This is a genomic window from Microcystis panniformis FACHB-1757, from assembly GCF_001264245.1.
Taxonomy (GTDB): Bacteria; Cyanobacteriota; Cyanobacteriia; order Cyanobacteriales; family Microcystaceae; genus Microcystis; species Microcystis panniformis.
In genome coordinates this window covers 4780334-4794370 of record NZ_CP011339.1, presented here as the reverse complement: position 1 = coordinate 4794370, position 14037 = coordinate 4780334, and the positions used below count along the sequence as shown (strand labels likewise).

Below are 14037 nucleotides of genomic sequence, written 5' to 3'. Positions count from 1 at the left end.
ATGGTATGATAAGTAGTCATGCAAAATTAATTACCTGCCCGATCGAGCTAAAACCCTTACGGGGCAATGATCGTCATGTGTAAATAATTTTGCCTAGGTACTTAACTGATAACTGATAACTGATAACTGATAACTGATAACTGATAACTGATAACTGATAACTGATAACTGATAACTGATAACTGATAACTGATAACTGATAACTGATAACTGATAACTGATAACTGATAACTGATAACTGATAACTGATAACTGATAACTGATAACTGATAACTGATAACTGATAACTGATAACTGATAACTGATAACTGATAACTGATAACTGATAACTGATAACTGATAACTGATAACTGATAACTGATAACTGATAACTGATAACTGATAACTGATAACTGATAACTGATAACTGATAACTGATAACTGATAACTGATAACTGATAACTGATGACTGATAGCCTTTTTACTTTTTACTTGCCAAAAGGGTGTGCCAGAGAAGGAGATGACTGCGGGGGCTGCTGTAGAACAATAAATCGATTAATAATTTCCAGGCTAGGGAAATCAGGCTAGAATCGCTGAGATTATTTTCCGATATTTCTGGGTATTTTAAGCGAAAATTAGCGATATAATTGCCCAAAAGCGTGGTTTTGACTGGTTCTTGTCCTTGAGTCCCCACTTGTTCCAAAAGAATTACGGCGCGACGGATTAACTCTTGCTTTTTTTGGGCTAGATGACAGAGGAGGAGAACTAGAGAACGGATGTCCGCGAGGGAAAGTTTTGACTGGGGTTGCCAGTAGTGGGCAGCTAGGCGATCGCTTGTATCCAGTTCTAAGGCTAATTCCTGGGCTGCTTGGGTGATAGAATCGGAGTCTAAATTAGCTAGAGAGACTAAAGCCGCCAAAATCAGGTTTAAATAGCTATTAATACTCTCTAACTGCTCGTTACTGGGTGAGATAGCTAGGGGTAAATCCTCACCCGTGGAGGACTCGGCAGACTGAGGCATAGTCAAGGACATAGATAAAAGGAATTGCCAGGAGAAAAACTTGGGTTTAGGAGAAAAAATCACTGGTTCTAAAGTGTCATAATAATTTAGATTGTTCTTTTCTTGCACGTCCGCTCACCGATTGCCTCCCACCCAATGAGTTTAGAATCCGCTACTGATGAAGTCATTAAGCAAAATTTGGAACAATTTCTAATTGTTTTGTCCGTTTCCCTGAGTGTGGCCACGGTTTCGAGGATTTTTAGCTGGTTTCGCCAAATTCCTTACACCCTATTGTTAGTGATAGTCGGTTTAGGTTTAGCTTTTATCGATATCCGTCTGGTGAACCTATCCCCCGAACTGATTCTAGAAATTTTTCTGCCCCCTTTGCTATTTGAAGCCGCTTGGAATACGCGCTGGCGAGATCTGAAGGATAATTGGATTCCCGTCAGTCTTTTCGCTATTGTCGGCGTAATTATCTCGATTTTCGGGGTTGGTTTTACCCTAGATGAATTGACTAATTTACCCCTATTTACGGCATTATTAGTGGGTGCAAGCCTTTCTTCTACGGATCCCGTCGCTGTTGTCGCTCTTTTTCGCGAATTAGGGGCCAGTAAAAAACTCACCGTGCTTTTGGAAGGGGAAAGCTTATTTAATGATGGGGTCGCTGTGGTCGCTTTCGCTCTTTTGGTGGAAATTCCCCTCGGTGCTAGTGGTCTATCCTTAGAGACAACCATTAGCCGGATTGCCGCTTTTATCGGTATCGGGGTGGCAGTGGGTTGTTTAGTGGGTTTTGGTATCTCCTATCTGACTCAACGTCTCGATTTACCCCTAGTGGAACAGTCTTTAACTCTTGTGTCCGCTTACGGTGCTTATTTATTAACCGAGGAGTTCGGGGGTTCGGGGGTAATCGGAGTGGTGACTACGGGGATTATTTTGGGTAATTTTGGCTCTAGAATCAGCATGAGTCCCCGTACTAGGCTATTAGTCACGGAATTCTGGGAGTTTCTCGCTTTTTTTGTTAATTCGATCGTTTTTCTCCTCATCGGCGATCAGATACGTCTCTCCAGTTTAGCCGATAATCTCAATTTAATTTTTATCACGATCGCCGCCGTGGTAGCGGCCCGTTTTCTGGCTACTTTTACCTTGGCAACTGTTAGTAATGCCTTGATGGAAACTAAAATTAATTGGCGGGAAAAAACGGTTTTATGGTGGGGAGGTTTGCGCGGTTCCGTTTCTATTGCCCTAGCTTTAAGTGTGCCAGTTATTTTTCCCAATCGTCAGGATATCATCGATATAGTTTTCGGAGTTGTTCTCTTTACCCTTTTGGTTCAGGGATTAACTATTCAAACTTTCCTATCGAGATTAGACCTGATCGGTGATCAACCAATTCGAGAAAACTATGCGGAACTTTTAGCCCGACGGGTAGCTTTAAAAAGGGTTTTAGACTATCTTTCTAAGTTAGATAAATCTCCCGATGTTGCCCCCGAATTTTTTAGTTATGAGCAGCATCTCGTCAAAGAAAAGTTAAAGACTGTAGAAGCGGAAATACAATCTCTCAATGATAGTTATCCCCAATTACAACTATTAACAATGGAACAACTTCGGGAAACCCTCCTAGATATCGAAGCTGATACCTACGCTGAATTTATTCGAGCCGGCCGTTTAACTAGCAATTTATCCCCCGTCCTCCAAGAAATTCTCGCTGAAAGTAAAATTAGTGAACAGTAGGACTATTTTGGGGTATATACCTGAACTTTTTATTGTTCTACACCCGTAAAATTCTGACATGGGTTGGGTACAGATTGATCAGAATCGGATCTCTCGACACATGGGAGAGGACGAGGGGGCGTTTGATCGCACACACTCCCCCCACAACTGTATCCTAAGCTACAATTTAATAAATCTTTATATTCTTCTCCCTAGCTTAGGGATTCATAGGGGAAGGAGTCTCAGGTATTTTCCCCTGTTTTACTGCTTCTCAGGCGACCTATCGCCTTCCGTGAGGGATTGTGGCGCGGTGTGTCAGATTCGGTAATAGGGTTCAAAATTTCGCTAACATTGTTAAGTAGCTGGTTATAATTAAATTAAAAATGGATTTTAGGTTCGATCCCCCCTGCCCCCTTGATAAGGGGGGTGCCGATAGGCGGGGGGATCTGATGATTTTTAACGCCTACCTACTTAGGTGATTATTTACTATGAGTATGTCGAGAGAGGAACAATTAAAGATCCTTGGTCAGATGAAAGATTCTGATATCGATTATTCAGATATAGCTGCTACTGATGCCGAATTTTGGCAAGAAGCTACTGTAGAAGCTGCCCGTTGGATGGTATCGAGGGAAAGGCCCATCGCCAGTAGGGGCAATTCATGAATTGCCCCTACTTCGTACCTCCCAACTGGGTTTTAAGTTTTATGATGCCTTACATCTGGCTTTTGCTGAAGCGGGGGGCGCTGATATTTTCCTGACCACCGATGACAGGCTGCTGCGAAAAGCTCAACAATATAGAGATTCAATTAACGTAACGGTAGAGAATCCCGTGATTTGGTTGATGGCGACTTTACAGGAGGATGGCAATGAAATTAGCTGAACTGAGAAAACAAGGATATCAAGCTTTAGTTGACTCTTTGGGGGTGGTGGGAATGCTCCGCTTCCTGCAACAATTGGAAGTCGGCCATGGCGATTACACCGCCGAGCGACACCAGTGGTTAGATGAACTGACCCTCGCCGATTTTCAGAGCTACGTTCAACAAAAGAAAAGTATCAATGGTGGGGAGTTAGGGGGTTAGAAGGCAAGAACTGGCTCTTCTGGTTTCTGTGTGGAAACGAGGTCTATACTGATAGAATATCCGCCAAATAGCGCTTAAAGTCTTGCCCGATAAGCATTTCACGATTCCATAGGCAAAAATTATCAGACAAAATCGAGAAGAGCCATTAATTCTGTCGGGGTACTTAGAAAGGAATATCGTCTAAATTTTCCTCCACCGATGTGTCGCTGGGTTGCCAAGCGGAAGGATTAGAAAGTTCATAGGATGCGTCGTATTCAAAGTCCCCAGTGGAGACAGGTGCGACGGGTTTTTCCACCGGGGTTTTATTCGATTTGTGGGTATTGATTGGCACGACTTTTTCTGGAGTCGGGGCCGTCATTTCACCGCTACTCATGCTGCCGTCAAGATGATAGAGATGACTAATGACTAATTCGGCCCGTTTTTCCTTAAAACCTTCGGGACGATCGATCGTCTGCATGGAGAGACGACCTTCCAAAATTACCCGATCGCCTTCATTATAGTTCTGAGCGACTTCTGAGGCCAAATTTCCCCAAGCTACGGCCCTTAAATTAGCCGGGGTTGCCTCGGCACGATTGGGAGAAAACTCGACTAACATTTGAGCGTAGGGAGTTTGATTATCTTGGGTATAACGTAATTCGGGACGACGGACAATTTTAGCCATTAAAATGCAACTGTTCATGGTCGAAAATCAGTCTGAATTTTTCTAATAAGTGGGTGGGTGGAATTAAATATAAGATGAACGTAGGTTGGGTTGAAGCATGAAACCCAACGCCCGCATGGGTTACGCTACCGTTAACCCATCCTACAAATAATTGTGCCTTCCTACTTAGCACCATTGTACTGAAAAAGTACAATGATCACCACTGTGGAGGTTAGGGAATTTTATGGGACTCTGGTTAAGAAAAAATCTCTTTAACACTTGGTACAACGTCATCTTAACCCTTGCGGGTCTATTTCTCAGCCTCTGGGGTGGCTTAAGTTTTCTCGATTGGGCGATAACTCAGGCAAAATGGGCTGTAGTGACGGAAAATCTCGGTTTATTTGTGGTCGGTCGTTATCCAGAGCAGTCAATATGGCGAATTTGGCTGATTTTAACGATAATTGCGGCTTTATCGCTGTTTTCTTGGCAATTAAACCGGGGTCGCTTCCCCGATTGTCCCGCTTTTCTCCAACGCTGGTGGGGATTGATTTGGTTATTGACTTTACCTTTAATTGCTTGGTTACTATTGGGGGGATTATTTTTAAAGGCAATTCCCCTCGATGATCTCAGTGGTTTAATCTTAACTTTATTAGTAGCGATCGCAAGTATGATTTTATCTTTCCCCTTGGGAGTATTATTGGCCCTAGGGAGACAGAGTGAATTACCAGCAATTCGTTGGCTATCTATTGGTTATATCGAATTATTGCGCGGTTTACCTTTGTTGGGAATTTTATTCATGGCCCAGGTGATGTTACCTTTAATTTTACCCGCCGGGACGAGACCGGAACGGGTGATCAGAGCGATCGCCGGATTTACCCTTTTTGCAGCAGCCTATCTGGCCGAAAATGTCCGGGGTGGTTTACAAGCGATTCCCAAAGGTCAAATTGAAGCGGCCAGAGCTTTGGGTTTAAAACCGATTTTCGTTTTATTATTGATCGTTCTACCCCAAGCTTTAAAAGCGGTCATTCCCGCTATTGTTGGTCAATTTATCAGTTTATTTAAGGATACTTCTCTACTGGCGATCGTGGGACTGGTGGATCTCCTGGGTATGGCAGGATCGGTTTTGGCTAATCCGAAATTTATCGGCGATTATCCAGAGGTTTATCTATTTTTGGCTTTTATTTACTGGATTTTCTGTTATTCTATGTCCCTAGCCAGTCGTAGGTTAGAACAGCGTTGATTGGGGTGTGGGGTGTAGGGTGTGGGGTGTGGGGTGTGGGGATAATAAATAAAAATAATCTCCTGACTCCTGAATACTGACTCCTGAATACTGACTCCTGAATACTGACTCCTGTCTCCCGTCTCGGAGTCTCCTGTCTCGGAGTCTCCTGTCTCCTGTCTCCTGATGACCGGCTACTAACCCCACCAACAGACTTATTCAGCACACCCTACCTGGCTTTTTGTCATAAATATTGATATTATTTAACAATGAGCAGCAATTTATGGTAAATATATTTATTTAGGAGAGCGAGAAAATGGCTGGATTCTTTGGCCTGTTTGGCAATAAGACGAAATACGTCGATGAACCGATGGATATGAGCGCACCGGAACCGAAAGAGGCTTTTTACTTGGAACCCGATGACGCTAAAACTCTCGGTAATATCGACTTTATGCGGACACCGATCACGATCCGACGTACTTTCCCGAAAACTGCCTCGAATAAAAAGGGTGGCGAATCGATTAAACAGATTTCTTCTATGGAAGTCAGCAAAGTCACCGATAACGGTATTGTGGCAAAATCGGCCACTTCCGAGGCTAATAGTAAGGCTAATGGTGCTAATGATAACGTTCGTCGCGCTAACGATGACAATATCAATCCTTTCCTGAAAATGGCCCGCGAAATCAAGAAATAGTATAGTAAGGGGAGCATTGGCTACCCTTAAGATTAAACTTTGGTGGGGAAAGCCCACCTTTTTTATGACCATTATTAACGGAAAAACCAAGTTATTAGGCGTAATCGGCGATCCCATCGGCCATACTCTTTCTCCCCTCATGCACAATGCCGCTATCGATGCCTTGGGGCTAAATTATGTCTATCTTCCCCTCCCGATCGCCCCGGAAAATTTGACAGATGCGATCGCTGGTTTGTCCGCCATCGATCTACAGGGTTTTAGCGTCACGATTCCCCATAAATTAGCAATTATTCCCTTATTATCGCAAATTACCGAGAAAGCCAGGCTAGTAGGCGCAGTTAATACCGTCTGGCGCACGGAAACCGGCTGGCAGGGAACAAATACCGATGTGGATGGCTTTCTCGCACCCTTGAAATCCCTTGACAAAGATTGGAGTCAGGTGAATCCAGTTATTTTGGGCAATGGCGGCGCTGCCCGGGCGGTAGTGGTGGCTTGCGCCCAGTTGGGCTGTGGCGAAATTCATGTGGTAGGACGCAATCAAAAGAAATTAGATCCTTTTAAAGAAAGTTGGGCGAATACCAGCCTCTATGACCTCCTAGAAGTGCATGGCTGGGACGAATTAGAGGGGCTGCTATCCATCACAGAACTCCTGATTAATTCTACCCCCATCGGAATGTCCCCCCAGGGCGAACAATCCCCAATAGAGTTAGAATTATTAGATCTTTTACCCCCATCGGCGATCGTATACGATCTAATTTATAATCCCCGGCCGACCAAATTTCTCCGGTTAGCCCAGACTAGAGGGATAAGAATTATTGATGGGTTAGAAATGTTAGTTAATCAGGGAGCGATCGCACTAGAAATCTGGTTAGGTCAACCCGTCCCCGTCTCGGTCATGCGGGAAGCTTTGTTAAAACAATTCTAAATGTTAAAATCCTATTTCTGGCTTGATTTATGCCCCCTTCTAGCTCCTTTTGGAAAACTCTGAATAACTCGATTCTAGTGCGCTATCTATTATTATTTGGCTGTGGCTGGAGTCTAATTATCTTAATTAACTATTTCTACGGGATGATCGCTATTTTTACTGGTTCAGCGATTCTGGCCGCCCTATTAAATTATCCTGTGGTTTGGTTATCCCGTTATCTACCGAGAGGACTAGCCATTGCTATTACCACCCTAGCAGCTTTTATCCTCCTATTTAGATTAGTCACAGGCATAGGATTAGAAGCGGTTAATCAGGGGAGAGGACTACTATTCAATCTTACCGATGCCCTTAGTCAAAAAGATTTTTTACCCTTTCAAGACTTTCTCGATCGGTTAGATTTGAATAAAATGGTGGGAAGCTTACAAACCGGTTTAGCCACAGGTTTATCGCTCGTACAGGGAGTTTTTTCCAGTGTCTTTACGGGCATTTTCGGGGCGGTGATCAGTGTTTATATGCTCATCGATGGTGATAAACTTTGGCGAGGTTTTTTGCAACTTCTCCCCCCAGCATACCGGGAGCGTTTTGCCAAGTCTTTTCGACAAAGTTTTCTGGGATTTATTCGCGGGCAACTGTTGTTAATGCTCTTTTTATCGGTGACGAGTTTCTTGAGTTTTTCCCTATTAGGAATCAAATACGGGCTAATTTTAGCGGGTATTCTCGGTGTTATTGATGCTATCCCGGGTATCGGGGCAACCCTGGGCATTTTGTTAGTAACTATCTTGACTTTTACCTCCCAGGGACTAGCAATTGCCGTTAAAGCTTTTATTGTCTGTGTTGTCTTGGTGCAAATTCAAGATAATATTATTCGCCCTAAAGTTATGGGCAATGCCCTAGAATTAAACCCAGTAATTTTGTTTTTATCTCTCTTTATCGGCGAAAGAATTGCGGGATTATTAGGGGTTTTTCTCTCCATTCCTATCGCCGGAATGATTGCGATCTGGATCAGTTACGGGGAAGAAAAACCAATAACAGCTTTAGAGGAAAATCAGTTAGAAGAAAGTCAAGAGAATTAAGGGCTGATCCCCAGTCTCTACTATACAATTAGAGAAATTTGTTATCTACAAAACTCGATCGCTAAGTAGGTAGGCGTTAAAAGTTATCAGATGCCCCCCTTATTAAGGGGGGATTAAGGGGGGATCGGCACCCCCCTTATTAAGGGGGGATTAAGGGGGGATCGGCACCCCCTTATCAAGGGGGATCCCCCGCCTTCGGCTTCCCCCCTTATCAAGGGGGATCCCCCCGCCTTCGGCTTCCCCCCTTATCAAGGGGGGCAGGGGGGATCGAACCTAAAATCCATTTTTAATTTAATTATAACCAGCTACTTACCTATGGAAAACCTAGATTTAAAGAAATCCTCGCCCCTCTTACTTATCTCACCGTTTTTTCTCTGGGGAACAGCGATGGTAGCGATGAAGGGTGTTATCCCCCACACCACCCCCCTATTTATGGCGGCAATTCGCCTGGTTCCCGCCGGAATGTTAGTTTTAATGGTAGCTTGGTTTTTAGGTCGTCCTCAGCCCAAAACCCTGCAAGCATGGTTATGGATTGCCCTTTTTGCTCTCATGGATGGCACTCTTTTTCAAAGTTTTCTGGCATTGGGATTAAATCGCACCGGGGCAGGGTTAGGATCGGTAATTATTGACTCCCAACCCCTAGCGGTGGCTTTAATGTCCAGTTGGCTATTTAAAGAAGTTATCGGTGTCTGGGGATGGTTGGGATTGGGTTTAGGAATTGGGGGAATTAGTTTAATTGGCTTGCCCGATCAATGGTTTTATGACTTTTTTGGACAAAAAGCGGTAAATATTGACTTTAGCTGGCAGGAATTACTAAATAGCGGCGAAATGCTCATGCTTTTGGCTTCCCTATCCATGGCGGTGGGAACAGTGTTAATCCGGTTTGTCTGTCGTCATGCGGATCCCGTCAGCGCCACCGGATGGCACATGATTTTAGGAGGATTGCCGCTATTTTTAGCTTCAGGTTTCACCGAATCCCATCAATGGCAAAATGTAGATTTAAATGGTTGGTTAGCTTTAAGTTATGCCACTATTTTTGGTAGTGCAATCGCCTATGGAGTATTCTTTTATTTAGCCGCCAAGGGCAATTTAACCAGTTTAAGTTCTTTAACTTTTTTAACTCCGGTTTTTGCCCTCACTTTCGGGAATTTATTCCTCGGTGAGATGTTAAGCATATTGCAATGGGCGGGGGTATCTTTAACCCTCGTTAGTATTTATTTAATCAATCAAAGGGAAAGAATCGCCCCACAATTGCGGGCAATTTTTGCTAATCTTTCCTCACTTATACCCAAAAGCAACTAACTCAAATTCCGTGCGAATTACCTCGACTCTGGCAAAATTTGCTTCTTGTAATTTCTGGTTGAGATTTTGGGAGGTAAAACCGGTTTTATGAGCCATATAGGGCATTCCGGGGACTTCTGTTCCCATGCCGTAAAACATCCATAAAGCCCGCACAGGACCACCGGGAGAAATATATAAAGGTTCATTTTCCATATCGCCTCTAGCGACAAATTCGGCGGCGGTTTGCATATCGGGAACCACGATCATCAAAAAGCCTTCGGGTTTAAGAATGCGTTTAAATTCCTCCAGCGCGATGGGAACTTCGTAATGATAAATATGTTCTAGATTATGACTAGAAAAAACCGCATCGACGGAGTTATCGGGAACAGCACTTAAATCGGTAATCGTTCCTAAAATATCGGGGTTAACAGCAGTATTAATATCGAGGCGAATTTCTTGCCAATTACCATCGCGGAATAGTTTGGGTAAAGCTTCGGGATTATAGGGGCCACAACCCACATTTAAAACCAGTTTTTTCGGGGATTTTAGCGCTGTTATCCCTGGGGGAGCATTCCAAGCTAATAAACAAATATTTTTCAAACCAAGCAAACCGTGATTAGCGACTTGATCATCTAAAATTATCTGGGCTTGGGGATGGGTTTTAATAAAATCTTTTATGGCCTGTTGGAGAGCAGGATGCTGACATTTATTGATCATAATTAAAGCGGAATCAGACCAGAATTTTTTGGCTAAAAGTAAGGAGATAAAGAGAGAGCGATAGTCTTCGGCGGCATCGTAGTAATAAACTCCCAGCTTTTCTTCACTGTTTAATTCTTCCAGATCATCGAAAAAGTTTTCCGTTTCTTGATCGCTTAAAAATATCTGTTCTGATAGTTGAAAATCCTCCAAATCCTCAGATAATATAGTTAGCTTTTCTCCCGATGGATCGTATTTAAAAAAAGCTTCTACGCCATAACCGCAGCGATCGCTATTATTGCAGAAAGCGGCGACTAAACTACCGCGACGAAAACAACCCACTTGACAGTAAACCTCGTCCGGTTGCAGACAGGCAACGGCGAGATTGAGCAGGGGAAAGAGATTGCGATCGGGATAGGAGGCGGTTTTTTCGCTTAAAAGGGTTAATTGCTCGGAAATAGGCGACATTAGAGGCGATCCCCAATCCTGATACTGTTGGGGCAGTTTTTCTAAGAATTTCTGTAAATCCATACCTTGCTTTCCCGAAAACTATAATCCTTTCCCCCTATCATAAATTATCGTGTTTGTCATCAGGTCACAGACTTAATTGTGGAAGAGTGCTAATCTGATCTATTAGCCCATCAGTACCAGTAGAGAAACTTCTGATATGCCCTACAACTGCTTCCAGATCAAATTTTGGGGAGTAAGGGGGAGTATTCCCTGTCCAGGTTCGGAAACCGTTCGTTATGGTGGTAATACTTCCTGTGTAGAGATGCAAGTCGGTAGAGAAAGATTAATTTTTGACGGTGGTACGGGGTTACGCCTACTAGGACAGTCTTTGATGGCAGAAAGTCCAGCGAAAGCCCATTTATTTTTCAGCCACTCCCATTGGGATCATATTCAGGGTTTTCCTTTTTTTATCCCTGCTTTTATCCGGGGCAATACTTTTAAAATCTACGCAGTTCCCTCCCCCAACGGAGCAACCATCAAGCAAACATTACACGATCAGATGTTACATCCTAATTTTCCCGTGCCTTTGCAGATTATGCGGGCCGATTTAGAATTTTATAATCTAGAAATGGGCGAAACCCTCCACTGTGGGGATGTCACCGTCGAAACCCGTCCTTTAAATCATCCAGGAGAAGCGGTGGGTTATCGGGTAAATTGGCAGGGTTTATCGGCAGCATATATTACCGATACCGAACATTTTCCCGATCGCCTTGATGATAACGTTTTGGCTTTGGCATGGCAAGCGGATGTGATGATTATTGATGCTACCTACACCGATGAGGAATACAACCATCCTAAGTATTCTAAGGTGGGTTGGGGTCATTCCACTTGGCAGCAAGCAGTCAAAATCGCTCAAGCAGCGCAAGTTAAGCAGTTAGTTCTATTTCATCACGATCCGGCCCATAATGACGATTTTCTTGATCGCATTGGGGAAGAGGCAAGAAAGATTCTGCCTCAAACTATTCTGGCCCGGGAAGGCCTCTCGATCGAACTGCGGCCTGGAGATGATCAGATAGATGAAGCGTAACCTAAGTAGGTAGGCGTTAAAAATTATCCGATGCCCCCCTTATTAAGGGGGATCGGCACCCCCCTTATCAAGGGGGGATTAAGGGGGGATCGAACCTAAAATCCATTTTTAATTTAATTATAACCAGCTACTTAGGATAGAATGGTATAACTTCATCTGGGATTTTCTCTGATGCCATATTATAAAAATGTCCAATCAATCCTCACCTAACTCCACAGAAATACAAGCAATTTTTGATCAGATCGCTCCCGAATATGACCGACTTAATCAAGAATTAAGTTTAGGATTACACCGCGTCTGGAAATTAATGACAGTCAAGTGGTGTCAACCCGAAAAAGGGGATTTTGCCCTCGATATCTGTTGTGGCAGCGGCGACCTAACTAACCTATTATCAAAACAAGTGGGTAAAACCGGCCAAGTGATCGGACTAGATTTTTCCCCACAACAATTAAAAATCGCCCGTCAACGCTTTAGCGCCACTAATATTAACTGGATAGAAGGGGATGCCCTCAATTTACCCTTTGCCGATTCTAGCTTTGATTGTGCCACTATTGGCTATGGATTACGCAATGTGGTGGATATTACCCAATCTTTGGGGGAATTATACCGAGTCCTGAAACCGGGTGCTAAAGCGGCGATTCTGGACTTCCATCAACCCACCCAAACCATCGCCAAATTATTCCAAAACTGGTATCTCGATCATATCGTCGTTCCGGCTGCCGAGCGTTACGGTTTAACTGACCAGTACGCTTATATTAGTCCCAGTATCGATCGCTTTCCCCAGGGCCCAGAACAGGTAAAATTAGGCTATCAGTCGGGATTTTCCAGCGCTGTTCACTATCCACTCCTAGCAGGACTGATGGGAGTGTTAGTCTTGAAGAAATAACCTACTGACATTTCCGTTTATTTTTTGCTGCTAAATTGAATCTCCCTACTCTTTGGACATGGATATTACCGCCGATCGCGGGGGCAATTATTGGCTATTTTACGAACGATGTAGCCATAAAAATGCTATTTCGTCCCTACAAGGCGATTTATATCGGTAAGCGTCCTCTTCCCTTCACTCCGGGGTTAATTCCTCGCAATCAAGATCGATTAGCTGTCCGGGTATCGGATACGATCATGGGTTCCCTGTTAACTCCCGAGGAACTACAAAAACTGGCTAAACGACTCCTGGACACGGAAAGGGTACAGGGGGCGATACTCTGGCTGTTACAATTAGCTTTAAAACAAATAAAAGGCGATCGGCAAGCAAAAACCGCCGAGATTTTGGCGGCAATTCTTCATGATTTATTCGGGGAATCTTTAGCGAGATTACTAAAAGTTTTAGCCCGACGACAGGACTTTTTAGAAAAACAGATCAATCAAATTTTTGATCGCCTAGTCTTGGAATTTTCTCTCAGTGAACAACAGGCGCGACAATTCTCCGATTGGCTATTAGAAACCGTCTTACCTGCTGATGTTATCCGTCTAGCTTTGATCGATTTTTTAACCGATCGCAATATTCAAGTTATCGATGAAGGATTTCGGGAAAAAACCAGTGGAACCTATTGGGTAGTAGCCAATTTATTCGGTTTACGCAATGCCCTGGCCCGCTTACGCACTTTTTGCCTTGATGAAAAGGATTTAGCTAACACCAGAATCAAAGAATTATTACTATCTTTAGAGATGCGTAATCGTCTGAAAAACTGGTTACAAAGTATCTCTTTACAAAATTTACCTATCTCCACCGTCAGACAATTGCGTAAAACCACCAGGGATACGGTGCGAATTTATATTCAAGAAAGTGGCGAACAATTTCTGCAAGATTTTGGACAAACGATCGACTGGGATCAAATCGCTAATTTAATTATTAATCGTCTGCAATCTTCAGGGTCAATGACTACATCATTAGGGGTAATTAGTCAAGAGTTAGCGTTAATTTTAGAGCGTTATCTAGAGGAAGATTTAGAGAAATTAGTCGCCCAAATTATCCCGATTCTCAACATCGATCAGGTGATCCGCGATCGGGTAAATGCTACTTCCCCTGCTGATCTGGAAAATGCTATTCAAGGCATTGTTAAACAGGAATTACAGGGAATTGTTAATCTCGGTGGTATTCTCGGTCTTCTAGTCGGACTAATGCAAACAATTATTTTAATCGCACAGAATCCGGGGTAATAATTGGTGGGTTAAACCAAGTTAACCCACCGGAATCATCCCGTTTAT

The 14037-nt window shown here is 43.5% G+C and carries 15 protein-coding genes; 12 read left to right on the top strand and 3 right to left on the bottom strand.

Annotated features, from left to right (window positions below; genetic code table 11):
• Positions 1–460 precede the first annotated feature (460 nt).
• Positions 461–1000 carry a DUF3038 domain-containing protein gene (locus tag VL20_RS22675; protein ID WP_052278553.1) on the bottom strand — a complete coding sequence of 180 codons (540 nt, stop codon included), beginning with the start codon at positions 998–1000 and terminating at the stop codon, positions 461–463.
• Positions 1001–1135: 135 nt separating this feature from the next.
• Here VL20_RS22675 and VL20_RS22670 point away from each other — a divergent pair, with 135 nt between their 5' ends.
• The 4 genes from VL20_RS22670 to VL20_RS22660 all read left to right on the top strand — a co-directional run bounded on the left by VL20_RS22670 (position 1136) and on the right by VL20_RS22660 (position 3764).
• On the top strand, positions 1136–2707 hold the full coding sequence (locus VL20_RS22670) for a Na+/H+ antiporter (RefSeq protein ID WP_052277893.1): 1572 nt from the start codon (positions 1136–1138) through the stop codon (positions 2705–2707).
• A 467-nt stretch (positions 2708–3174) separates the two neighbouring features.
• Positions 3175–3348, top strand: a complete 174-nt coding sequence (locus tag VL20_RS31910; RefSeq protein ID WP_167341563.1) for a hypothetical protein — start codon at positions 3175–3177, stop codon at positions 3346–3348.
• A 1-nt stretch (position 3349) separates the two neighbouring features.
• A complete protein-coding gene (locus VL20_RS22665; RefSeq protein ID WP_002758272.1) occupies positions 3350–3565 on the top strand; it encodes a PIN domain-containing protein in 216 nt (71 codons plus the stop codon).
• Positions 3552–3764: a hypothetical protein gene (locus VL20_RS22660; RefSeq protein WP_002758270.1), complete on the top strand. Its 213-nt coding sequence runs from the start codon at positions 3552–3554 to the stop codon at positions 3762–3764. Before VL20_RS22665 ends, VL20_RS22660 begins: the two co-directional genes overlap by 14 nt.
• A gap of 163 nt (positions 3765–3927) precedes the next feature.
• Here the strand turns inward: VL20_RS22660 and VL20_RS22655 are convergent, their stop codons facing one another.
• Positions 3928–4443, bottom strand: coding sequence for a single-stranded DNA-binding protein (locus VL20_RS22655; RefSeq protein WP_052277892.1), 516 nt, complete (start codon positions 4441–4443; stop codon positions 3928–3930).
• Positions 4444–4648: 205 nt separating this feature from the next.
• Between VL20_RS22655 and VL20_RS22650 the strand changes: the two genes are divergently transcribed.
• The 5 genes from VL20_RS22650 (at position 4649) to VL20_RS22630 (ending at position 9617) form a co-directional block, all read left to right on the top strand.
• On the top strand, positions 4649–5644 hold the full coding sequence (locus VL20_RS22650) for an amino acid ABC transporter permease (protein WP_052277891.1): 996 nt from the start codon (positions 4649–4651) through the stop codon (positions 5642–5644).
• 295 nt (positions 5645–5939) lie between these two features.
• A complete protein-coding gene (locus VL20_RS22645; protein ID WP_052277890.1) occupies positions 5940–6317 on the top strand; it encodes a hypothetical protein in 378 nt (125 codons plus the stop codon).
• Positions 6318–6381: 64 nt separating this feature from the next.
• Positions 6382–7242 carry a shikimate dehydrogenase gene (locus VL20_RS22640; RefSeq protein WP_052278552.1) on the top strand — a complete coding sequence of 287 codons (861 nt, stop codon included), beginning with the start codon at positions 6382–6384 and terminating at the stop codon, positions 7240–7242.
• Positions 7243–7271: 29 nt separating this feature from the next.
• Positions 7272–8315 (top strand): AI-2E family transporter, encoded by a 1044-nt coding sequence (locus VL20_RS22635; RefSeq protein ID WP_052277889.1) that lies wholly within the window; start codon positions 7272–7274, stop codon positions 8313–8315.
• Between the two features lie 315 nt (positions 8316–8630).
• Complete coding sequence (locus tag VL20_RS22630) at positions 8631–9617, top strand: DMT family transporter (RefSeq protein ID WP_052277888.1); 987 nt, start codon at positions 8631–8633, stop codon at positions 9615–9617.
• On the opposite strand, the gene VL20_RS22625 is transcribed toward VL20_RS22630, so the two are convergent.
• On the bottom strand, positions 9594–10823 hold the full coding sequence (locus VL20_RS22625; RefSeq protein ID WP_052277887.1) for a class I SAM-dependent methyltransferase: 1230 nt from the start codon (positions 10821–10823) through the stop codon (positions 9594–9596). The two genes, VL20_RS22630 and VL20_RS22625, sit on opposite strands and share 24 nt — an antisense overlap.
• 136 nt (positions 10824–10959) lie before the next feature.
• Between VL20_RS22625 and VL20_RS22620 the strand changes: the two genes are divergently transcribed.
• From VL20_RS22620 to VL20_RS22610, 3 genes are all read left to right on the top strand, one after another.
• Positions 10960–11829, top strand: coding sequence for an MBL fold metallo-hydrolase (locus VL20_RS22620; RefSeq protein ID WP_052277886.1), 870 nt, complete (start codon positions 10960–10962; stop codon positions 11827–11829).
• A gap of 187 nt (positions 11830–12016) precedes the next feature.
• Positions 12017–12715, top strand: coding sequence for a bifunctional demethylmenaquinone methyltransferase/2-methoxy-6-polyprenyl-1,4-benzoquinol methylase UbiE (gene ubiE / locus VL20_RS22615; RefSeq protein ID WP_052277885.1), 699 nt, complete (start codon positions 12017–12019; stop codon positions 12713–12715).
• Between the two features lie 122 nt (positions 12716–12837).
• Entirely contained in the window at positions 12838–13989 is a 1152-nt protein-coding gene (locus VL20_RS22610) for a DUF445 domain-containing protein (RefSeq protein WP_284526186.1), read from the top strand.
• Positions 13990–14037 lie beyond the last annotated feature (48 nt).